Genomic DNA, 21,066 nt, shown 5'->3' on the forward strand with positions numbered 1-21,066 from the left:
TCTAAGGGGGGTTGTCGTTCCGGCATGTAAACCGAGAAGGGTATGCCGCCTCCCGGAGCGAAATCCAAGCTAGTCTGCTTCCTCTATAAGTACTATTTCGTCTTCAAACCGTTTCCGCCCAAACTCTGAGCCGACCACGAATCTACTTGCAATGGGTTTGGCGCCCTGACTCCCAACCTTTGTGGAAATGAGCGATGCTTTCGTTTGAGTGGAAAACCCGGCCCGTCGGCTCATGAATCAGCTTCGGTTCATTCTCTGGCATATGTACAACGCCACGTTCAATGAGCTGTTCTACGATCATCCGTGCCTTGGCTTCCGAAATATCGTCACTTACGTCCTCGGTCATGTTACTGTCTTCTGATTCCATATCACCCCCTTCCAGTGCGATCCCAATAGTCTCTTTCGGGTGTGCTAGCTTATGACTGGGTGACGGTTTTCACAACATGCCCCCACTGTTGTAGCGTGTCGAGCAAGGCGGAATCGCAATCCCCAAAGACAGATATCGCAGTTCCAAATGTCGGTGATGGGGCGGCTTCACCGTTCTCGTAATAGGCAATACGGCCCTCACTGAAACAGATGTAGTCCGCAAAGGGCGCGATGTATGTATGCCACCACGACTTGGTGTCCGTGGAATCCGGTGTGAGTACAACAACTGTGCGGGGCCACTGCGGGTCGTTAGTACACTCGTTTGTAACCTTCTCTAACCATTCAGTTTTATACGAAAATGGTGGATTGACGAAGACAGTTTCGTAATCTTCCCACGACTTAGATAATCCGTCGACGCCATCCTCAAGACACCAATTCGTTGCACCGATTTCTGACTCTGGGTGTGCACATGGATCTAAATCAATCCCATCGAGAGCATCCTGGAGGTCAGCAATTAACGCCGGCGGGGTCTGCCAGTCATCCTTCTCATCAAGATCCCAAAAGTCAAAGTCAGAAGGGGGGTCAGTATTAGCGCTTTCGTCCATCGTAAAATAGGTGTAAATGCGAAGGTGTAAAATAATCTCGTTTAATCTGCTCACGGTGGATTATTACGAAAACTGGCTTAGTTCCGTTTGGGCCCGATGGCTTGGGGGGATGTTAGTAATAAGAATCTCCTTGATCGGATCCCGATTATCGCTGTCACTGTTGATAGAACGTCGGGCACTTACCGACTCAATCATGAATGAGCTAAGATCTTCGTATAGTTCTGCGACTGGTGGTGAGTTGGAGATGATAACTGAGACATTCTGGGTGTCGAGATACTGCGCAATTTCACAAAGGCGCTGTTGGTCTTCCTGGTCAAATCCTTCCGCTTGATATTGAGTGAAATCAGCTGTCTCGGAGACGGGTTTGTACGGTGGATCAAAATACACGAGATCTCCCTCTGTGGCTGTCTCTTGGACATACTCGAAATCTTCATTCAAGATGTCGAGTTCTTGTAAAATGTGGTGGATGTGCTTGATACGTTGTGACTGGACGAAATTCGGATTTGAGTGATCTCCGAACGGGACATTAAATTCCCCATCGGAGTTCTCCCTGTAAAGTCCATTGTACCCAGTTCTGTTCAAATACAACAGGAGACTGGCCTTCCTAATACGCTCTGAATGAGTCAGCGACTCCATTGTACTGAGAGAATTATATTCCTCCCGGACCTCATTGTAATAGTCTCGGTCATATAGATGGTCTTTATTCTCTGCGATGAGTTCATCTGGAAACCGTTTAACGACTTGATAGAAATTGCTGAGGGCGCTATTGAGATCATTAACCGTGCCTGCAGGCGATTGCAGACTGAGGACAACTGCGCCTCCCCCGAGGAAGGGCTCATGATAATTGTCCCAAGAATTCGGGAACATCCGCTTGATATCGGACAAGAGCTGGCGCTTTCCCCCAGCCCATTTTAATATTGGATCAGCCATTCAGGATAGTCGATCCTCACTTGAGTGGGTATAAAAATTTCCGCTACCCCTTTATCGAATATGCTTGCCAGAGGATTTACCGAGATCGGTTATCTGGAATCTCAATATCGAACTGGACGGTCCCATCTCCCCCGTACAGTGTTGCGTTGTGGTTTTCGGAGAGAGACCGAGGCATCGTCTCTAGCGAGTACTGTGGGTGATTTACGTCCAAGCAGAGGTTACTTAGAATTGGTGGGCAGTTGTGATTCGCGAACGCTTCATGCCATCCCGATGTTGTGGTGACGTATTCTCTCCACTCATCCAAATCAATTTCCTGTGCATACGCATAATGCCGGCCATCTTCATATAGATAGAGTTGCTCTGGTAACCGACCAGAGTCCTCCCGAGCGATTTCAGCTAGGAATTCGTCAGTCGTAACAACATATGGCGAGATGTCAAGCCCGTACCCGGCTGCAGACCCGGAATTCAAACTTTCATCAGCTACCCGTTGATATTCTGCAATCTCTCTTGCTGATACACCGTTGTCGGTCACGTAAACTACCTCCCCTCGACCATGCTCTCCTGATTCTAGTGCCTGATAGTCCGCAGAATCAACGATCCGGAATGCAGTGTGGATATCCAATGCGGTCGGGACAGCAACGTTGATCTCCCGAGCCATCTCTCTAAGATGTTCACGGGTGTGTTTGATATGCCGGAGGCCACAAATTACTCGTGAAAGGTCTTCCTGATCGCCCTTGGAACTGTCCTGATTATCGTCCCAGTTGGAGTGAATGTGCTCTTTGACGGCTTCATATCCCTCATGGAACTTCTCACTCAGCTCAAACCCGATCCCTTCTCGCTCCATCGCGGTAGCCTGCGCTAAGACAGTTCCCGATCCTGCGAAGGGATCCATGACAATATCACCTTCGCCGGTTGTGAGACGGAGAATCCGTTCAACAAGTCCTGGAGGGAGCGGGGCGGGATGGATAACATCCCGATTCCCGAATGAACCTCTATCCGGTGACTTAAATTCCCAGACATTATCCGGCAACATTCCCCGAGGATGGTATCGCTCTGGATACCCAACCCACCACTTCTCAAATTCATCTGGATTGGTGATTCGGATATTGTCGATGTTAAATCTAAAATCGGGTGATTTGCTGAAGCAAAGAATGTACTCATAGATATTACGGAATTCGCCATGGTCTGCAAACGGACGAGCACGTCGCTTGTTCCAAATCATCACGTCTTGAAGTAACCAAGATGAATCGGATGCGTCACCGGTAAAATCACAGTTCGGACATGAAACTGAATCAGTGAGCCAGTCCCGCTCAATTGGAACATCGATGTCCGGACCACTACAATTTGGACAGTATAGTGTATCGTCCAACGTCTGGCATGCGCGTGCTATATCCGACGGGAGCTGGACTAACTGATGATTCCGTCGGAATGAGTTTACTATGACCCAAAGAGTCCCATTCGAATTCATTACATCATACAACTGGCCAAATACCTCGCGCAGACTATCTAAATACTGCTGATATGACTCCTGTTGCCCGATCTGGTTATCCCCATTATAGCCGTAGTCTTTCAGATCAAAATACGGAGGAGAAGTAATTGCTACATCAACCACATCTGATGGGCTATCCTCCGCAATACCCGAAGAAATTACAGACTTGAGTGTCCGTGCGTCTTTATTGTGAAGAGTAAAGAGATCCTCAGAGTTCGAGATGGGCATTGACTGCTGGTCCAGCTCCTGATCCTGCGAAATCGATCCGGTCTCAGAACCTGTCTCAGTCGAACTCTGTTGTTCCGATTTCGTATTTCCGATTGCTGTTCCATGATAATCTTTCCCTTGTGGCAGGCATTCCGGCTCTGAAAGACGGTTTTGGATCTCCTGCCAGAGAACGCTATTTGTGTCTATTCTTGTCTTTTTATTATCAGTGGGGACTTCGTGTTGATGATCAACCGGAATGATTCTCAAGGTACCACCAAAATAGTTATACTGGTTGTTACGGGTCAGGTCGAATAGATCCGAGAACACTGAGGTCATCAGCACACGACCGTTCGCATAAATATCTATTCCCTGGTGTTTCTGGCTTGGCCGATATCGATACCTGAAGCGGCCACTTGTAGTGAGTAATTCTGGGTGATCATCAGCCACGCTCTCGGTCATTCCATCGAAATCGAGAGTCCCATGTTCGTACTCGATTTTGAATGTCTTCCCAGATCCGTCTTTGACCGAAAATTCATGATATCCGTACTCCTCGTTTTCTTCTTCCCCGTATTCGTAAATCGGTGAAATTGGAACTACCTCAACAGAGCCAGATTCGCCTGTCCCCAGATCGTGGTAGTTTATTATGATGTTGTTGTCCTCTCGGGCCTCCAACAACCGACGGAAGAGAACGCCAAATCGCTCGCGAAGAACCTGGGCTTTTTTCGAAAGAGCGTCTGCGCTCGGCCAAACATCGGCGTCAAATTGCTCCCGACTACAGGAGACATGTATCCTCGTCCCATGGTTCTTCTCTGTTAGTGAATGAGCTCCCTTTTGAATACCGCTGCTCCAGTCCTCAGATGTCCCTTGCTGAATTGGGAGTTCACCTGTTATCGGTCCATCTACTCTGTGTACTGGGCCTTTTTTTGTTTGAGTTACGAGCGAGAACCAGCGCTTAGAATGCTCTAAATTTTGCTGTTTGAGGGTCCGCTCAAACCATGCGATGCTAGCTTTCAATCCCCATCCAACATTGTTTAAAATCCCCTCCGATTTTTCTTTGTTCCCCGTTCGGAAGACATGATTCTGCAGTTCCTGTTTAGATATACCCGGTCCGTTATCAGCAATGAAGGTTTTTACTGTCTCCTCGTCTCTAACTAATGTCAGAACCAGCTCTACCTGTTCATCAGGATTTTCAAAATATGTTTCGTCCCGAACGACAGAGGACACTGCGTTATCAACGAGTTCCTGAAGGGCATCCTGATATCGCTCATGTTGCTTCGCCATTCCTGCTGCCAACATCGACAGCTCTACTGTCGACTGGCAGTGCTCACTACTCATGAAATCCCCCTCCAACCGCCTGCGTGATGTCAGATGCGAGTACTACAATTTTGGAGAGAAAACCAAGTTGAATACCGAGCGTTTTAGCGTTGAAAAGCCGTTGAGGATACATAGAACAATCCTTACCCACCAGCATGATGAATGTACTGATCTGGTTCGACCGACATTTCTGTCTCTATAGAGATTGATTGGGGGCAAGTGGTAAAGGAATGCTTTTATCACCGCACCCCGTCCCCCCTACACTCGAACCACCTGCACTGATTATGTCGGATATTCCGGATTGCTTCGGCATCTATCATCATAATGCCAAGCAGTTACAATCACGATTAGAAGATGAGTTTGATGAGACAGACAACCTCGTTGATGCAATTATCACATCTCCACCATATGCGGATCTGATCAAATATGGAGACCACGAAGATCAGGTCGGTCAACAGGCTTATGAGGCCTTCATGGATGATATCCGGGGGATTTTCAAACAATGCTATTCAATCGCTTCAGAGGACGCAACCCTGTGGATCATCACCGACACTTATAGAAAAGATGGACATTTCGTCAGGTTACCGTTCGATATCGCTGATGAGATCGAGAACCTTCCACAATTAACAATCTGCCAAAATGATGGTTGTGGGGCCCTGCTCAATAAAAACCGCGAAACGGGTCGCTTCCACTGTCCAGAATGCGGTGAGGAATATGATCCTACTTCTGATAGTTGGCGGATGCAGGACCACATTATCTGGAACAAGCAGCGTACTCGCCCGTGGCGACAAAAGGGCCAGCTGCGGAATGTCTATGAACATATCTCGATGTTCTCTAAATCGGACACCTATACCTATGATATAGATAATATCCGCATCACAGATACTGAGGAATATGGTCGCTGGTGGGTCGATTACCCTGAACGGTATAACCCCTCAGGAATGGTTCCAGGAAACGTTTGGGAATATCCGATCCCAAAACAGGGTGATTATGGACCCAAAGTCAGCTTCCATCCGAGCCCATTCCCCCGAGAACTCGTTGAACGAATCCTCAAGCTTTCAACGACGGAGGGTGATGTGGTTTTAGACCCATTTGCTGGTGTAGGAACAACCCTGGCAATTGCTGAGGGTCTCGATCGAAAGCCTCTCGGGTTCGAATTGAATGAAGATTACGTGGATTACTATCGGGACCACGTCCGGCCTAATATTCTCGAAGAAATGCGGTATACGCAGGATACACTAACTGATGAACAGGCAGAACTTCGCAAAACAATCTGGTCACTTCGAGTCCACAAATATGTACTCAAGCTGTTCACTCAATTGGTCGGGATGGAGGCCACTGATATCGTTGATGAGGACATCGAGTTCATCACGGTAGCGGCCGAGGAATCGGCTCTTATTGATCCCTCGAACACTTCTCCGAGAGCTGAAATCCGATATGTCTGCAGGGACTCTGTTGATACGAAGGGTCTTCCAATAGAAACTGCGCGGGATGGCCTGATCTCGGATAACCCCGGCTCTGGAGATTACTATGAAGTTGATTTCCAGATTGAAGCGGAAACAGTCAGTAGTCATCTTGAAAATATGCAGGCACACCGAGATACAGCCTATAGATCCAGCGACGTGTACCTGTATCTAGGCAATCAGCATCACTGGTATGATCAAAAGAAACCGCTGGAGGTCTGGATCGACGACATTAAACAGCAACAATGGCGGCATCATCGGATCCGAAATTGGCCTCCGTTAGTTTCGAATCTGGGTATACGCGTACACAACCCAATGGAAGATACTGACCCGGATATGTCCGTGCAGCAAGCAGACATACGACAATATTCGTCCGACTCTGAGTGAGTTCCTCTAATAGAAATCTAGTCCAGACATACAAGAGGTAGTTACTGTTATATCCCACCGTCTCTGAATAATGGAACTGATGCTACCAGACCGCGAAACGGCTTGGGGATAGAATTATGGACTCGACATCTGAGGAATCTGGAGACCAACCCTCGGCTACCGACTTACTCTCTGAATTAAGGCGACTCGATGGGTCAACCGATGGACTTCCGTATCCATCAGATTTGACTGATCAGGGTGCATATGCCCTCCAAGATTTTCAGGACCAATTTGGCTCTTGGGATGAGGCGCTTGAAGCTGCAGGTATAAACAAACGGAACTATTTGTTAACTGAACTTGATAGAGTTACCACCGAATTAGGAGAGAAGCCGACTCAATCGGAAATGAATCGACTTGGGGAATATAGCAGCAGTATGTATGCTAGATTCTTTGGAAGTTGGAGTTCAGCAAAAGAACAGCTGGACGACTGGTGCCCAGAGAACCACACACAGAATGAAAAAAGCGCCCCCAATTCATCATCTGTCGATAAAGAAGTGCTGATCGGAGAGATTCAGAGATTTTCAGAGGCGCTCGACGAAACACCAACGAAAGAACTAGTTGCCAGTCATGGCGATTATTCGATAGCAGCTTACATCTCTGTCTTCGATAGTTGGGAGAATGCACTCCAAGAAGCGGGGGTGAGTTCCAGGAGCGCCAGCGACCACGAGACCCGCAAATATAGCAATGTAGAAATACTGGATGCGATCAAAGAGACCGCCCATGCCGTTGGCAATAATCCCACGACAACGGAAGTTAATCATCATACAGATCTTTCGGCAGGGCTGGCCTCCCTTCGATTTGGCTCATGGGATGCAGCCGTTGACTTAGCTCAATTTAAATTTAACTCGACAGAAAAATCTCAAAAACAAACACAGAATAACAAGGGGGATGAATCGAAGCGATCTGACCGCAATAGCAGTGAGAGGGAGCCAAGGAAGCAAGACTCCAATTATCAGACCGAAGTTGAGCAAGTAGATGATGCTACTGACAGTGTAAAAACTGAAGGCCAACTCGAATATAACAATGAAGAGTTAATCACATATCTGAAAGACTTGGCCGAGTTATTTGATGAACCACCATCGAAAGAATATGTGGAGGCATATGGAGCGTATCCAGCCCGAGCCTTCGAAAAAGCATTTGGATCCTGGGCTCAAGCTATATCAGCGGCAGACCTTCAGCCGATAGATCATGAACGGCGAAACAACCGCGATAAAAATCGAGTAGAGATTCTCGATTCTATTGTCGAGTATGCAACTCGTATTGAGGACATTCCAGATCCACTTGAAATATCTAAGCACACCGAACTATACGCGACAACAGTCGATGAGAGATTCGGGTCAGTTTCCAACGCAATCGAAGAGGCTGGAATAACCGAAGAAGCGTTCAAATCTAAGAGTCAGCAGTCGGTTCCTTCTACCCAAACTACCGAACCAAGATATGAAAGCCCTTCACCGACAGCGGACGGTGTCAAACAGGAGTTGCAACGTCTCGGAACACAGCCGGACAGTCCGCCAACGGCTACGACTTTTGAACATCAGTCAGAATTATCAGTAGTCACAGTTCGAGACCACTTTGGAACATGGAAACAGGCACTCGCTGATGCTGGTTACGACGGTACAGCTGCCTCAGAAGGCGATGTAGCACTTCAGGGATACACTGATTCGGAAATCGTAGAGGAACTCCGCAGAGTAGCGCTCCATGTTGGATACGAGCCAACAACTGGCGACTTTGACAGTATCGCTGATTTCAGCTCTCAAACAGTAAAAAACAGATTTGATTCCTGGACAGGAGCTCTCGGGGAAGCTCATATCCGAGATATTTCCTCAGAGGGAATTGACGAGTTGAAATCAAAGTATCAATTTCCCAGCCAGTCTTCGCTGCTGGATGAGATTAATCACATCGACTCGGCCATTAGCGGTCGGATCACTCCCGCAGATATCGAGTCCTTTGCGAGATACCCAGCAATCTACTTTAGAGAGGAATTCGGGTCGATTGCCGAAGCAATTGAGCAATCTGATTAGAAGGACGCTGAATGATTAAATCGTTACAAACGAATCATTCGCTACTAATCGATCCTTGCCCCATCTGAATAATATCCGTCGTTATCTCACTGAGCGTATCTCCTGGTTTGACGTATTGGCTGTGCAGTTCTTCTACACCACCATTAGCATATTCTCGTGCAATTTTATATACTAATTTTTCATCCCTCAGAACCTGTGGATCCCGTTCCTCATACACAGCGACCGATTTAATGATCCACTCTTGTTGCTCAGTGAGCGATGACTGGTTAAACAGCGCATGCCGTCCAGAGTTTGGCACCCTCCCAGCTCGTTTCCGGCCGTAACCAACTGCAAACATAAAGAGATCTTTCCGCTGAACATCGTAGAACGGCGAATCTTCTTCCTCTACTAGTGTATCATAGTACTCCCGCGTATCCTCAGAGATTGCGATGTCGCGTCCGAGCTCCGTGTCCTCGTACTCAGTAGATGATTCGGGACCGCTCATCGGTCGTGTACCTCCGTGATCTCGTTCACGTAATCTAATATGTACTCATTGGCTACACTGTTTTGCAGGTATGCTCGAACATCGTCAGTGTACTCTTCGTCCGTCATCAGGAACGTAATCTGTGTGTCTTCCAGGTATTCTGGAAGGTTCTGAGCGATTCGGTTCTTCGGCTTGCTCGAAATGCGTCCAAGCGGCGTGTCGATTAGAATTGGCGCGTTGAATCCACTGATTTTGGTCAGTGCAGACATAAATGACAGGGCCAACACCTGTTTTTCTCCTGCAGAGAGTGAACCAATCTTATTGTCTCCATGTCTCCCAAATACGCTGACGGTGTAGTCATCCCCCAATTCAATAGTGTAGTCTTCATCTTTCCAGATGAGATCATTGAAGTACTGATTCATGTTCTGTTCCGTATCTTCTCGGATCTTAGCAAGAATCGTCTCTTTGATGCTCGAGAGTTCTGTATCAGCGTCTTCGACGAATTCTAGCTTTTCCATCAGTACACGATGCTTGTCCTCTTTTGCCGCTTCCTCGCGCCAACTTTCGTCCAGTTCCTCTATTTCGTCGTCTAGAGTATTGATCTCTCCTCGAAGTTTCCCAACTTCCTCATGCATTTCACTGATACGGTCTTCAAGATCCTCACGTTGAGATTCGAGTTTGCTTACGTCGACATCTTCTGGAAGATCATAATTTTTTAGCTCACTAGATATATCTCTGAGCTCGATGTCCACCTCCTCTAATTCCTCACTTTGTTCGGACATCTTCTGTCGGTTGGTGATGAGTTGGTTCATCGCATCTCCGCCATCTCGAATAATACGCGGAAGCTCTGCTTTGCCTTCAAGATTCTCTTGCATCACTATTGACATCTCCTGCTCAAGTTCCTGGAGATGTTCTATTTTCTCCTCATTTGAATCCAAATCGGCTCCACAGATACATGTCCCTCTATTAATCAATTCTTGAATAAACCAATCCTGGATTTTGGGCGGCAACTGACCAGTATTAGCCATCTCAGCAAACTGCTCGTGAGTGAAATCGAGTGCTTCGTAATTGTAGACAATTGGTCCAGCTTCTACCATTGACTCAATGGTATCTGACTCCAACTCTTCTAGTGAATCCTCTAATTTTTCGAGTCGCTGATTAAGATATTTCCGACGCTCCTGTTTTTCACGGACTGAGGCGTCGCTACTATCACGGAGCTTGGTGTCTATTTCGTCAATAGAGGACTCCGCCTCAGCTATGTTTCCCTCCAGTTCCTCAATCCGATTGGCTTTCCGTTCTTTCTCCTGCTCTTTCTCGTCGAGATTATCTTTAAGTCGCTTTGCCTCTCCTTCGAAATCCGATGCTTCTCGACTGAGTTCGGTCTGCATCTTGTCCAAGTGAGTAAGCGACCGATTCAGCAACTCGATGTGAGAGACATCAAGGATTGCCGTTTTGACGCGGTCAGGGTAGCCCTCTTCGAAGAATTCGTGTAATCGTTCGCCATCAAAAAGAAAGTACTCATGAACACGAGTTGGGAGAATTTCGTTTAGATGGGTATGGGGATTATCTACAGGCTTCCAGTCACGATTGACTTTCCGCTGAAGTTTGAGGTCTCCCGCGACACTATTAAACATCCCATTGGAATCTTTAACAGTCTTGAATTCCCGTTTGAACACATACTCGGGCTCGCTATCACCGAGTTCAATCTCGATGTATCCGGAAGCTTCCTCATTTTCATTAAGCTCCTCTAACCTAGTTCGATTTACTAATGGGAATGTATCGAGACCACCTTCCTTCTCGTCTTTCAGGTGTTCCTCTGTCCCATAGAAACATAGCGTGATAGCATTCAGGATATTTGACTTTCCTGCCCCGTTTTGGCCCTCGATAACGTTGATATGGCGATCTCCCTCGGTTCTGAGATCGATTTTCTGCGTTCCTTTGTACTGTCGATAATCCTTGAGTTCGAGCGAGAGAATTTGGAGGTTAGTCATTCGCTATCCACGGCGTATTTGTCAATGAGATCGTTGTATTCATCTTTGAAATGTGGATGTTCCCTATCCATCTTCGACCGCTCGAACCGTAGAATTTCGTTAATAAACCGCCTTAGGTCTTCATCTTCCAGATCATCTACCCGTTCCAAAATCATGCTATTGACATCCGGCTGCTCCATGATGATTTGAACAGTATGATTCATCGATATTCAATGTTGGTCCTTCCTTCAGACCTCCGGCAGCGTTCGTACAATCACTCCTCTTCATCGTCACTACCAGCCAAACCATAGTTCATACGGACCTCTTCAATTTTATTCCGAGCCCCATGCTCGTTCCTGGCATTCGCGGCAAACTCCTCAAACCGCCGCAGCTCTTTCTTTAATATATTCCGTTCCGAATCGACGATATCTTGCGATGGATTGAGAGTTGGAACAACTATGAAATCATAAATAACTGCTTTCTCTTTCCCGGGGAACTGGCGTAAAACACGTCCTCGGCGTTGAATAAACTGCATAGGGTTCCCGGTGTTGGACATAAGAATTGCCTGTCTAGTTGATGGCACATCGACTCCCTCGTCCAAACACCGCATTGCAACTAAAGCGTCGACATCCCCTCTGTCGAAGGAAGTTAGAAGCTGTTCTCGTTCTTCATCGCCTTCCCTATATGTGAATTTATGCTGAAATATTCCCAGCCCATTCAGAATATCTTGGACATTATCTATCTGTTGGGGATTGGTATAGACTAGCAGGTGATCTGGCTGATCGATTTGACGAAGAACAGACTTCAAACTCGCGTATTTGTTATCAGCGCTTTTCACAAGGTTAGCTCGTTTCATGGCAAGCCGCTCTACTAGTTCTTCATCAGTGTCTTCACTTGCAGCAGCCGAGGCTAGCCGCTTTGAGAGTTTACTGTATTCGGAGAGCTCCTCCTCGGTCATCTCGACGATGATCGGATGATAGTCGTACTGCGTGAGATATTCTGGGATGGCCTCACCCAGCGTAAATTGAAACACAACACCACCAAAATAGTCGAGGATGAATTCCGAACCCTCCTCATCGTAGTGACGCTCGGGGGTTGCAGAAAGGCCAATTCGATAGTCGTATTCGTCAACAAGGGCTCCACGCTGGTGGTCGGATCCGACACCGTGGACTTCGTCAGCAATTAAAAACGATGTACAGTTCGTGTTACGAATTTGCTCACGGAAGTAGTCAGTCGATGCCGTCTGGTGAGTGGTAATAACGACCTTGTCATCACCCATCCCGAGGGTCAAATCAGAGGTGATGCGTGACAGGTCATTTTTCCAGTTTGGATTCGCTGATCCATAGAGGAATTTTGGATTTTCGTACCCAAACACTTCGAGTTCTCCCTGCCACTGCTTTGCGAGGTGAGTATAGGGGACTGCGATGACCACAAGCATTTGATTCTGTGATTCGGCAAGAACTCGGTCCATGGCCCCCAATGCAGTGAATGTCTTCCCAGTCCCAGTCGCCATCTCAAAGAGACCGCGCATTCCATTGCCCATCCAATTTTCAACAGCTTCGCGCTGGTATGGGCGGAGTTCAATATCATTGCTCTCCCCATCCGGATCGTCATAGGGCCGGTGGTCTTGATCGCGCAAGTCAGCTATATCCTGCTCTATTCCCTCAGGCAGGGTGATAATATCCAAGTTCGGTTTTTGCCCATCCCAAATAGTATCAAATCTCTCTTCTTGTAGTGTCACGCCCTGTGTATCCCGGTCGCTCAACCAATCGCAGTCGATACTATATGCCTCGTAGTTCTCAAATGCATGGGCGCTATCATTCTTCGACCCATGGAACGCGACCTTGTTTCCAGACCCATCTGTAAAAACACCAAACTTGTCATGAAAATCACCATGTAGGTCTGTATTCGGAATCGCGAATCGGATCTCAAGAAGTCCATCAGCTACCATCCACGCGATGGCGTTTCTAGTCTGATACTCTAAATCATATTGTAGATCCTTGATATCAGACTCTAATTCAGCCCGAAGTGCTTTATCTCGTTTTGCTTTTTCACCTTGTTTGATTGCTTCCCAATCTTCGGGCTCCAGCATCGGACTCATGATCCACTTTGCTGTCCCTCCATTCGCAGCCAACTGGGCTATTCCCCGAGCGGCTGATTGCAACCAATTCGTGGTGAAATATCCAACACCACGCTTATATTCGACAGATCGAGAGAGAAGAGGGTTATAGAATTCCTCAACAAAGTCTGTTTCTGAAGTGTCGATTATCCGGGGTAGGTCAAGAGATGTGAAGGGGTCCTCATCCGCCATTTTCTATCTCAATGGTACGAGGACACGAAAAATAAATCTATTTCTGGTTTTTCGGAAATGTTTCAATCCTCCAGAGCCTACTGAGGCTCACTTCGTAGATGGAGAGCCAGAGCAAGTGTCGTGTGGGCCCCATGGCTCCGTCGACGTACCCTTCTTTCGCGTCGTCACTGATCTCCCGGCCGTTCGTCTGGATGAGGAAGACGCTCACACCACCATGGCTTGCTCAATGCATCTCAAATGAGCAGTCCGTCGCAGTCGCAATCGACGCTTCAGTCACTGGTAGTCCTCAAGCCCCTCCTCGAAAGCCGCTTCAAGCGTGCGGGACAACTCCGGATGGTCGACGACAAGATCGAGAAACGCTGTCTCCAGCGCGGCGGTGTAGGCGTCGAAAAATCCATCGTGGCTGTCGACCGGGATATCGTACGTCGCCTCGATGAGGGTCAGCTTGTTTCCGGTGAGGACGCCGTTCGTCTCGGCGAGGTGCTCCTCGATGGTCTCTCTCCTGGCGTCGAACTTGTCCGTGTAGATGTCGATAAACTCGCTCGGGTTCGACCCCATATTCCGGAAGTTTAGCTTGAGTTCGTGATCGCGGACAGCGGCTGCTCGGTGACGCTCCATCCGGTGATAGAATCCGATCCGGAGGTCATCGCCCTTCGCTCGGTCGGTCAGCTTCGCTTGATGGTCTTCGTGTCGATACCAGCCGTATTTGAAGAGGTGCTGCCAGTCGCCGCCATTCGACCGGAATATCCATCGCTCGTCGGTAGCGTCCGCTCTGTCGACCGTCACCTCGGAAAACGATTCACCAGACTGATGGTTGACATCGTCTCGGGCGTCGAGTGCAAGCGCGAGCTGGGCGCCCCAGTCGTGACTGTACGACTCCCAGGCATCGTCGAATGCCTGACTCACATCCTCGATCGCATCGACGTGTTCGAGATACAGTGCGACCTTCTGCTGGTCGATAGCGTGTTGCTCGTCCATGTTCGTAATCGATCGAATGTCGGTTTTCAGGTCGTGGAGCTGGGTTGCCGTCCGCTGTGGGTAGCGGAGCGTAAACTCTGCAAGGATAGGATCGAGCACGCCAGCGACGAACGACTGCCAGGTCCAGTTGACGAAGGAGTTGCTGCTTGCTTCGGGTTCGTCTCGCTGATGCAGGTAGACGTAGTAGCGGCCCGATTCGTACTCGCTCACGCGATTACCCCCGATATGCGAAGCGTCACTGTAGAATTCGGTCCCGGTCTCGGCGGCCGAGAACTTCAGTTCGACGAGCAGTACCCACTCGTTCGGAACGTCGATGACGAGGTCGGCATACCCGTGACTATCGTCAGGCAGATCCGACGATTCAACCGTGACCTGCTCGTTCACGCGGACATCCGAGAGATCATAGGTGTCTTCGTCGAACCGGGTGTCGGTGGGCAGCCCATCGAGGAATGCCGCGAGAAACGCAGCGTCCATGCCGTGTGACGCCTCGGGGTCGAGTAGATAGCACAACAGCCGGTTGACGTACAGTTCCGCCCGCTGTTGTTTCCCCAGGCCGTACTCGATGATGTCCATCGTCGACCGAGGGGCCTCGGGGCTCTCCTGCAACCGTCGCCACCGTTCCCGGAGTGTTTCGAGCGCTGTCTCGACCTCCGTGGTCTGGGTATCAGTCATGAACCCCATCCTGTGGCCAGTTCGACGTAACCGGGGGATATCGAGTTGGTCGGGACGGTTGCCCAAGTCGAGCACTGGCGGCCATCGCGGGTGCCGAGGTGTTCATCGCTCTGTTCTAATCACTCGTCGCTCGGCATGTCATTTTATCGTCCCCTGAGGGGTGCGGGAGGCAGGACAGACTCGCCTCGCGCTGAGCACTGATGGCAACAATAGATCCCTTTGAGCGCGACTTCGATGAACAGCACGACAACTCCATTCCGGCCGACGACTGTCCGGAGTGTGACGGCCGACTCACTACGGACAGCGGCGAAACCCGATGTACTGACTGCGGACTCGTCATCGAGGCGTGCCGGGTCGATCGACGCCGGCGACGAACACTTTCGAGTCACACGTTGCGTTGATACCGGCTGGAGCAGTAATCCCGACAGCTGAACTCCGCGGGAACACTGCCTCCCAGTCCGGTGTGCAACGGCACGGTTCGTTTGTCGCCCCCTGAGAGGGGTGCGGGGGAACCAGCCCCTCGCGGAGTACAATGGGACATCGCGCACTTCTCGCGTACGAACGACCGGATAGCACGTACAACCTCCACTACTCGCACTGGGGCGCCCAGGACCTCAGACTCAAACCAGCGATCACCGAGCAAACACCGTTCGGTGGCGACGACCCGGACGAGACCCTCCGAATCGTCCACCGGCGACTCCGCGAAGGGACGACCGAGCGCGGCGTCGACCGCGTCCTCGACGCCCACGACTTCCCGTCGAGACAGGTCGATATCGAGCCGTGGGCCATCCGCGTCACCATCGACGAGATCATCGACGAGTACCTCGACTTCCTGCATCACGAAGCGTTCTACGTCGTCGACACCGACTACCAGATCACGGCCTACCGCACCCACTGGTTCGGGCTGCAGCACGACTGCAAGGCGATCGACGACGCCCCGACGGTCGGCAACGGCGCGCTCAGGACTGTCCGGTGGTACGAGAGCGAACCGGTCGGCGACGGCTTCGCCCAGGGGGAGTTCCGCGGGCTCAAAGCCGTCGTCGGCGATATGCTCGACCGGGGCGCCTTCACTTGGGCCGAAGCCATCGAGTACATGGCCAGCACACTCGACGCGTGGGTCGACGACACGGAGGAGTTGATCGTCCGCAGGCCACAGCTCGTTGAATAGACAGACTACATGTGAAGTAACATGTATAAGAAGCACGCGTCTACGACCGATATGGCGACCGAAGAGACAAAGGTGAGCGACCGAGGGATGGTCACGATCCCCGCGGATATCCGCCAGGACCTCGACATCGGTCCGGGTGATAAACTCCGGTGGACCGTCGACGAGGAGGGGACGCTGGCAGTCGAAGTCGTCCGTCAACGAGAGGGTGTCTTCGACGACTTCGAACCAGTTGATGCCGGCGAGACAAACGCGGTCGAGGCCGAGACCGACTTCGGCGCCGAGTGATGGCGGTCGCACTGCTCGATACGAACGTCCTGTTTGCCAGTGCGAGCGCACGCGACGAGTACCACGACCGAGGCCGAGGTATCGTCCAGGGGATCGACCACGGTGACCTCCCCGACGGGATCGTGACGAACTACGTCGTCGCCGAAGTACTGAACATCACGCGTGAGAAGCTCGGGGCTGGAACAGCGAACGAGATGCTGACCCGACTCGTCGAGGGCGCACACTTCGTCGTGGAACATGCGCCGCAGTCTGATTTCAACGCTGCACAGGCGCTCTTCCGGCAATACGATGCGCTTTCGTTCGTCGATGCGACGCTCGTCGCCTCCATGCAGCGCGAGGATATCGAGTACCTCTATTCCTTCGACGACGACTTCGACGAGATCGACGGGATTACTCGTCTCGCAACAGCGGACAACCCATTTCTTTGAATTGCCAGTAGCCACGTCTCGGCTCCGTGTCCGTTCGCTGGTTTCGAGTGTTTACCAGTGGACTCCCGCTCCGTTGTCTCTTGGCAGTTCTGATCGGGGACCCTTGGCGGCGAGAGAACAGTAGTACGCGCCCCCTGACTTCGGTTCGTTGCATCTGGGCGGAAATTCACTCGTAAGCCGGTGTGTCGCGACGGTCGGGTTTGTCACCCCCGAGAGGGGTGCGGGGGCCACGAGACAGGCCTCGCGCTGACTTCTGATGGCGACGACAGAACCCTACCAGAGCGACTTCGACGAACAGCACGGCCGAACGATCCCTGCCGATGAATGCCCCGAGTGCGACGGGCAGACTGGCCACGGCCGGCGGCGAAACTCGCTGTACGGACTGCGGACTCGTCGTCGAGGCGTGTCGCCTCGAACGACGTGGGCCACGCACCTTCGACGAAGACGAAACGAATCGAAAGCGGACGGGCGCGCCGATCACCGAAGCCCGTCACGATCGGGGCCTCTCGACGGAGATCGGGCGCAAGATCGACGGGCAAGGGAATGACCTTCCGGGAAAGAAACGACGGCAACTGGGCCGCCTCCGCCGTGAGCACACGAGATCGAAGTGGCGTTCCAAGGCCGAACGGAACCTCGCCCACGGCTGTACGGAGATCGCGCGGATGACCGGCGCGCTCGATCTCGACCAGGACGACCGCGAGCAGGCCAGTGCGCTGTTCCGGTCGGCCCAGAATGAGGACCTGCTCCACGGACGGTCGATCGAGGCGTTCGCTGCGGCCACGATCTACGCGGTCTGTCGGTGTACGAACGCCACCCGGACACTCGGTGAGGTCGCGTCGGTCGCGCAAGTCGACCGCGACCGTGTCACCAACGCCTACGACGTACTCAACGACGACCTCGGCCTCCCCGCGCCACCACAGCGACCACGGGAGTTCGTCCCCGGGCTGGCTTCGGCGATGGACGTTCCCACGGAGACCGAGTCCCACGCTCGGGCGCTCGCCGAGCGTGCCTGGCGACACGACGAGAGCGTCGGTGTCCATCCAGCAGGCTTCGCAGCGGCTTGTCTCGCGGTCGCCTGCCGTGACCACGGCGTCGACATCACCCAGCTCGACCTCGCCGCAGCAGCCGACGTGAGTACGGCCACAGTCCGCGAGCATCGCGATACGATCGAGACCGAGCGGGAAGCGTGGAGCCGATGAAATTTCTCTGGTTCCGTGAGCGGGTGCCCGGCCTCGATCCAGGCATCGAGCGCGTCCACGAGTGTCGCCACTGCGGAACGTCGGTAGGTGCGTCGACGAGTTCGTGCCCGGCCTGTGGTCGGTCGGCCATCGCAACATACGAGATCAGGTAGGCACGCATCGCACGGTTCGGTCTGTCCGCGCCTCGATGGGCGGAGCGCTCACGTCCGGGCGTTCCGGCCATCCATGCATCCACTGGACCAACTGGACGTTTCGACCCGAGTGGCAAAGCGTGCCCAGTACGAAGCGTTCGAATTCGCCCTCGCTGCGGGGAACGTACTCGTTCGCAACGGGAGCCACCCGAACCCAAGCGAGCACGAGTATCTCGTCACCGTCGAGGACGGGCTTCCGATCGAGTGTACGTGCCCGGCAGATGACCACTACGAGGGCGCATGCAAACATCGTGTTGCCGTCGCGATTCGAACCCCGCTCCTCGATGCGGTTACAGCGGCGGACGACTCGCAGTCGGTCGCTGCGGACGGCGGCCACGTTCCACCGTCAGCAGTAGACATGTCCGAAGCGGAATCGGGCCAGGACGAGACAGAAGCGTCTGACGACGACGAGTGTCCGGACTGCATCGGCGAGTTTCCCTGCTGGGAGTGTGTTCGGACCGGGCGCAAAACACTGCCAGACTAGGTCGGGATTCGTGCCATCGATCACAGACACAGACGCCGCCTTCGCGGATCTGATGGCAGTGGGATCAGATCCGTTACGCATCGAGATCACCGTGGAAGACCATCTGCTGGACGGTCTCGAATTTCTCCGAGTCGTAGAGGACGATGCCGTCGCCCAGAATCTCTCGGAGTTCGTCGACGTAGTTCGGGACGGCTGGCAGCGTCTCGACGTCGATCTCGTACGCATACCGGCCAGTGTCGAACTCCCGCTCTTCGAGGTCTTGCCGGATACGGTTCGCAGTTCGCTGGTTCGTCATCCGGTCTTCTTCGACGAGTACCCACAGGTCGATGTCACTGCGTCTGTCAGCCTCACCTCGCGCCACGCTCCCGAACAGAACGACGCCGAGGACGCCATCGAGGTCCTCGCAGAGTGCTTCGACAGCGGCTCGGACAGGAGGCTGGAACTCGGCTTGCGGGACTTCGAGAACCGGGTCGTCCGGTCGGGAGAGCCGCCCACTGTTGAGACTGACGTTCCGCGTGTTCCCCTCGCGCTTTTCGATGACGAGGTCGTTCGCGGCGAGGACGTCGACGGCTTTCGAAATACTGGGCTGAGAATAGTCGACGGCGTCAGTGAGTTCCGTAATCGAGAACTCGTCGGTGTGATATCGACTTAAAAAATAGAGGAGGTCGTGGACCGCCTGACTCCGGTATAAATCTGCGTCCTTCGCCGGTACGTCGAGTGATATTCGCGGTCCCGACCCCGAGTTCGTATTCGCGCTCCTTTGCATGCATAACTATTGTCACCCCTTTCTACTTAAACTTTATATGTATATGCCATCTCATTTTATATGGTCGAGGAGGTCTATCCCACCAAGACAGCCATTGTCTGGATAGCGACCTCAGTCGTGTCAGAAAAGGCGTTCGTTTTGTCCGACCATCGTAGAGAGTTTCTCTTCCGTGTACTCGGGGGGTTCTCCGATGACTACCCCTGTATTTGTCCCTGAAGGGGGTGAACCTGACCGCCCATGCCCCGCCTCCCCACCCACCGCTCCGTGCTCGCTCCGGAAGAGCAGGCTCTTCCGTGCTCTCGTTCGCTGCGCTCACGAGAACTCCGCTGCGCGCGCAGCCACGACCCGGAATGGACAACTGCCGACCGGTATCCCGTCCACGGCGAACTATCGATCGGTTGGCCCGTCAGTCCCCTCTGCTTCCGCCTCCCGGACTGGGTAGGCCTTCGTCCGAAGACCAGCGGTCGCGACACGGACCAGACACGTTTCCCCCGGGGTGACATCGGTCACGTCGACCCGCCGTCCATCCTTGGTAGTCGCCCTGTAGAGTCCACGTGAGGGCTTCCTGTGTGGGCTGACAGTGACCCAGTGCTCTTCACCTGCCGCGAGTACGTTCGGGTGAACGATTCTGACGAATCGTCGGACGACCAGGCCGAAGACGTAGACCAGGTTCGTCAACATGTGGAGCCCGATAGCAACGTGCCCCAGACCGTGGAGCCACAGGTACAGCAACAACAGCCCGGAGAGGAGATTCGGGAGGAGGAATGGTGTTTGGTCGAAATAGACGTGGAGATACGCCCAGACGACGGTGGCCGCCATCGCAACCAGCACCGCAATATCAGTGAAACCGGTGGTTTGCCGAGCCAGGAGCACAGGGACCCCTCGAAAAACGATCTCTTCGAGAACGGGCATCAGAACGACCGTCTCGACTGTCCACCACAGATCAGCAGCAGAAACCTGCGTGTTCGCTGTTTCGGCGCGTTTGAGTTGTTCTGTCGTTACAGTTGGCGGATCAGCCGATCGTTTGCCTGACCGTTCGTTTCGGAGTCCGTATCGCTCGCACAGCAGCCTGAATCGCACTCTGAGCCTGCGTAGATATCTCGGCAATACGAGATTGGCGACGATGGTAAGCCCCCAGGCCAGCAGGATACTCTCGGGATCGCCGTTGCGGATCTGTGCGACCCAGGCCGTGACCACCTGCCAACTGGTGGCCGCGATCTCGACGGGAAGCATCGTTTCTTCTCGAAGCCTTACTGGAGTTGTGTCGGTTCGAACTGGTGGAGTGGTTCAGGCGCAATTTCGTCGCTGACGATCTCTCGCTGGGGAGGGC

At 52.2% G+C, this 21,066-nt stretch carries 18 protein-coding genes and 1 pseudogene; 7 read left to right on the plus strand and 12 right to left on the minus strand.

Annotated elements, in window-relative coordinates; translation table 11 throughout:
- Window positions 1-142: 142 nt before the first annotated feature.
- The 4 genes from HZS54_RS25645 to HZS54_RS25660 form a co-directional block, all read right to left on the minus strand.
- Window positions 143-367 (minus strand): DUF8069 family protein, encoded by a 225-nt coding sequence (locus HZS54_RS25645; RefSeq protein WP_179919880.1) that lies wholly within the window; start codon window positions 365-367, stop codon window positions 143-145.
- A gap of 49 nt (window positions 368-416) precedes the next feature.
- Window positions 417-971, minus strand: a complete 555-nt coding sequence (locus HZS54_RS25650; protein WP_179919881.1) for a DNA N-6-adenine-methyltransferase — start codon at window positions 969-971, stop codon at window positions 417-419.
- Window positions 972-1,034: 63 nt separating this feature from the next.
- On the minus strand, window positions 1,035-1,901 hold the full coding sequence (locus HZS54_RS25655; RefSeq protein ID WP_179919882.1) for a DNA adenine methylase: 867 nt from the start codon (window positions 1,899-1,901) through the stop codon (window positions 1,035-1,037).
- 76 nt (window positions 1,902-1,977) lie between these two features.
- Complete coding sequence (locus HZS54_RS25660) at window positions 1,978-4,932, minus strand: DNA methyltransferase (RefSeq protein WP_179919883.1); 2,955 nt, start codon at window positions 4,930-4,932, stop codon at window positions 1,978-1,980.
- A gap of 263 nt (window positions 4,933-5,195) precedes the next feature.
- Between HZS54_RS25660 and HZS54_RS25665 the strand changes: the two genes are divergently transcribed.
- On the plus strand, window positions 5,196-6,761 hold the full coding sequence (locus HZS54_RS25665; RefSeq protein ID WP_179919884.1) for a DNA-methyltransferase: 1,566 nt from the start codon (window positions 5,196-5,198) through the stop codon (window positions 6,759-6,761).
- A gap of 116 nt (window positions 6,762-6,877) precedes the next feature.
- The gene (locus HZS54_RS25670) at window positions 6,878-8,821 is read left to right on the plus strand and encodes a homing endonuclease associated repeat-containing protein (protein ID WP_179919885.1); all 1,944 of its coding nucleotides are present in this window, start codon (window positions 6,878-6,880) and stop codon (window positions 8,819-8,821) included.
- Window positions 8,822-8,855: 34 nt separating this feature from the next.
- Here HZS54_RS25670 and HZS54_RS25675 read toward each other — a convergent pair whose 3' ends face one another.
- The 6 genes from HZS54_RS25675 to HZS54_RS25700 all read right to left on the minus strand — a co-directional run bounded on the left by HZS54_RS25675 (window position 8,856) and on the right by HZS54_RS25700 (window position 15,215).
- Window positions 8,856-9,305 carry a hypothetical protein gene (locus tag HZS54_RS25675; protein ID WP_218927106.1) on the minus strand — a complete coding sequence of 150 codons (450 nt, stop codon included), beginning with the start codon at window positions 9,303-9,305 and terminating at the stop codon, window positions 8,856-8,858.
- Complete coding sequence (locus HZS54_RS25680; protein ID WP_179919886.1) at window positions 9,302-11,275, minus strand: AAA family ATPase; 1,974 nt, start codon at window positions 11,273-11,275, stop codon at window positions 9,302-9,304. The genes HZS54_RS25675 and HZS54_RS25680 overlap by 4 nt, the downstream gene beginning before the upstream one ends.
- Window positions 11,272-11,454 carry a hypothetical protein gene (locus tag HZS54_RS25685; protein WP_179919887.1) on the minus strand — a complete coding sequence of 61 codons (183 nt, stop codon included), beginning with the start codon at window positions 11,452-11,454 and terminating at the stop codon, window positions 11,272-11,274. The genes HZS54_RS25680 and HZS54_RS25685 overlap by 4 nt, the downstream gene beginning before the upstream one ends.
- 74 nt (window positions 11,455-11,528) lie before the next feature.
- On the minus strand, window positions 11,529-13,565 hold the full coding sequence (locus tag HZS54_RS25690) for a DEAD/DEAH box helicase family protein (RefSeq protein ID WP_179919888.1): 2,037 nt from the start codon (window positions 13,563-13,565) through the stop codon (window positions 11,529-11,531).
- A 37-nt stretch (window positions 13,566-13,602) separates the two neighbouring features.
- Complete coding sequence (locus HZS54_RS25695; protein WP_179919889.1) at window positions 13,603-13,773, minus strand: hypothetical protein; 171 nt, start codon at window positions 13,771-13,773, stop codon at window positions 13,603-13,605.
- A gap of 65 nt (window positions 13,774-13,838) precedes the next feature.
- A complete protein-coding gene (locus tag HZS54_RS25700) occupies window positions 13,839-15,215 on the minus strand; it encodes a PD-(D/E)XK nuclease family protein (RefSeq protein WP_179919890.1) in 1,377 nt (458 codons plus the stop codon).
- Window positions 15,216-15,747: 532 nt separating this feature from the next.
- On the opposite strand from HZS54_RS25700, the gene HZS54_RS25705 reads away from it, so the two are divergent.
- The 5 genes and pseudogenes from HZS54_RS25705 (at window position 15,748) to HZS54_RS25725 (ending at window position 18,970) form a co-directional block, all read left to right on the plus strand.
- On the plus strand, window positions 15,748-16,383 hold the full coding sequence (locus HZS54_RS25705) for a DUF6735 family protein (protein WP_179919891.1): 636 nt from the start codon (window positions 15,748-15,750) through the stop codon (window positions 16,381-16,383).
- A 51-nt stretch (window positions 16,384-16,434) separates the two neighbouring features.
- Window positions 16,435-16,668: an AbrB/MazE/SpoVT family DNA-binding domain-containing protein gene (locus HZS54_RS25710; RefSeq protein WP_246391740.1), complete on the plus strand. Its 234-nt coding sequence runs from the start codon at window positions 16,435-16,437 to the stop codon at window positions 16,666-16,668.
- A complete protein-coding gene (locus tag HZS54_RS25715) occupies window positions 16,668-17,096 on the plus strand; it encodes a type II toxin-antitoxin system VapC family toxin (RefSeq protein ID WP_179919893.1) in 429 nt (142 codons plus the stop codon). The genes HZS54_RS25710 and HZS54_RS25715 overlap by 1 nt, the downstream gene beginning before the upstream one ends.
- Before the next feature lie 256 nt (window positions 17,097-17,352).
- Window positions 17,353-18,295 (plus strand): annotated as a pseudogene (locus HZS54_RS25720) (transcription initiation factor IIB).
- Window positions 18,296-18,520: 225 nt separating this feature from the next.
- On the plus strand, window positions 18,521-18,970 hold the full coding sequence (locus HZS54_RS25725) for an SWIM zinc finger family protein (RefSeq protein WP_179919894.1): 450 nt from the start codon (window positions 18,521-18,523) through the stop codon (window positions 18,968-18,970).
- 73 nt (window positions 18,971-19,043) lie between these two features.
- Here HZS54_RS25725 and HZS54_RS25730 read toward each other — a convergent pair whose 3' ends face one another.
- A complete protein-coding gene (locus tag HZS54_RS25730) occupies window positions 19,044-19,736 on the minus strand; it encodes a nucleotidyltransferase domain-containing protein (protein ID WP_179919895.1) in 693 nt (230 codons plus the stop codon).
- A 387-nt stretch (window positions 19,737-20,123) separates the two neighbouring features.
- Entirely contained in the window at window positions 20,124-20,969 is an 846-nt protein-coding gene (locus HZS54_RS25735) for a CPBP family intramembrane glutamic endopeptidase (protein ID WP_179919896.1), read from the minus strand.
- Window positions 20,970-21,066: the final 97 nt, after the last annotated feature.

Origin of the sequence: Halosimplex pelagicum (assembly GCF_013415905.1) — an archaeon.
In the GTDB taxonomy this organism is placed as follows: domain Archaea; phylum Halobacteriota; class Halobacteria; order Halobacteriales; family Haloarculaceae; genus Halosimplex; species Halosimplex pelagicum.

Coding starts and splice junctions, on each gene's coding strand:
- HZS54_RS25650 (WP_179919881.1), bottom strand. CDS start 971: ATGGACGAAAGCGCTAATACTGACCCCCCTTCTGACTTTGACTTTTGG.
- HZS54_RS25680 (WP_179919886.1), bottom strand. CDS start 11,275: ATGACTAACCTCCAAATTCTCTCGCTCGAACTCAAGGATTATCGACAG.
- HZS54_RS25690 (WP_179919888.1), bottom strand. CDS start 13,565: ATGGCGGATGAGGACCCCTTCACATCTCTTGACCTACCCCGGATAATC.
- HZS54_RS25725 (WP_179919894.1), top strand. CDS start 18,521: ATGCATCCACTGGACCAACTGGACGTTTCGACCCGAGTGGCAAAGCGT.
- HZS54_RS25655 (WP_179919882.1), bottom strand. CDS start 1,901: ATGGCTGATCCAATATTAAAATGGGCTGGGGGAAAGCGCCAGCTCTTG.
- HZS54_RS25715 (WP_179919893.1), top strand. CDS start 16,668: ATGGCGGTCGCACTGCTCGATACGAACGTCCTGTTTGCCAGTGCGAGC.
- HZS54_RS25660 (WP_179919883.1), bottom strand. CDS start 4,932: ATGAGTAGTGAGCACTGCCAGTCGACAGTAGAGCTGTCGATGTTGGCA.
- HZS54_RS25670 (WP_179919885.1), top strand. CDS start 6,878: ATGGACTCGACATCTGAGGAATCTGGAGACCAACCCTCGGCTACCGAC.
- HZS54_RS25645 (WP_179919880.1), bottom strand. CDS start 367: ATGGAATCAGAAGACAGTAACATGACCGAGGACGTAAGTGACGATATT.
- HZS54_RS25710 (WP_246391740.1), top strand. CDS start 16,435: ATGGCGACCGAAGAGACAAAGGTGAGCGACCGAGGGATGGTCACGATC.
- HZS54_RS25730 (WP_179919895.1), bottom strand. CDS start 19,736: ATGCAAAGGAGCGCGAATACGAACTCGGGGTCGGGACCGCGAATATCA.
- HZS54_RS25735 (WP_179919896.1), bottom strand. CDS start 20,969: ATGCTTCCCGTCGAGATCGCGGCCACCAGTTGGCAGGTGGTCACGGCC.
- HZS54_RS25675 (WP_218927106.1), bottom strand. CDS start 9,305: ATGAGCGGTCCCGAATCATCTACTGAGTACGAGGACACGGAGCTCGGA.
- HZS54_RS25705 (WP_179919891.1), top strand. CDS start 15,748: ATGGGACATCGCGCACTTCTCGCGTACGAACGACCGGATAGCACGTAC.
- HZS54_RS25665 (WP_179919884.1), top strand. CDS start 5,196: ATGTCGGATATTCCGGATTGCTTCGGCATCTATCATCATAATGCCAAG.
- HZS54_RS25700 (WP_179919890.1), bottom strand. CDS start 15,215: ATGACTGATACCCAGACCACGGAGGTCGAGACAGCGCTCGAAACACTC.
- HZS54_RS25685 (WP_179919887.1), bottom strand. CDS start 11,454: ATGGAGCAGCCGGATGTCAATAGCATGATTTTGGAACGGGTAGATGAT.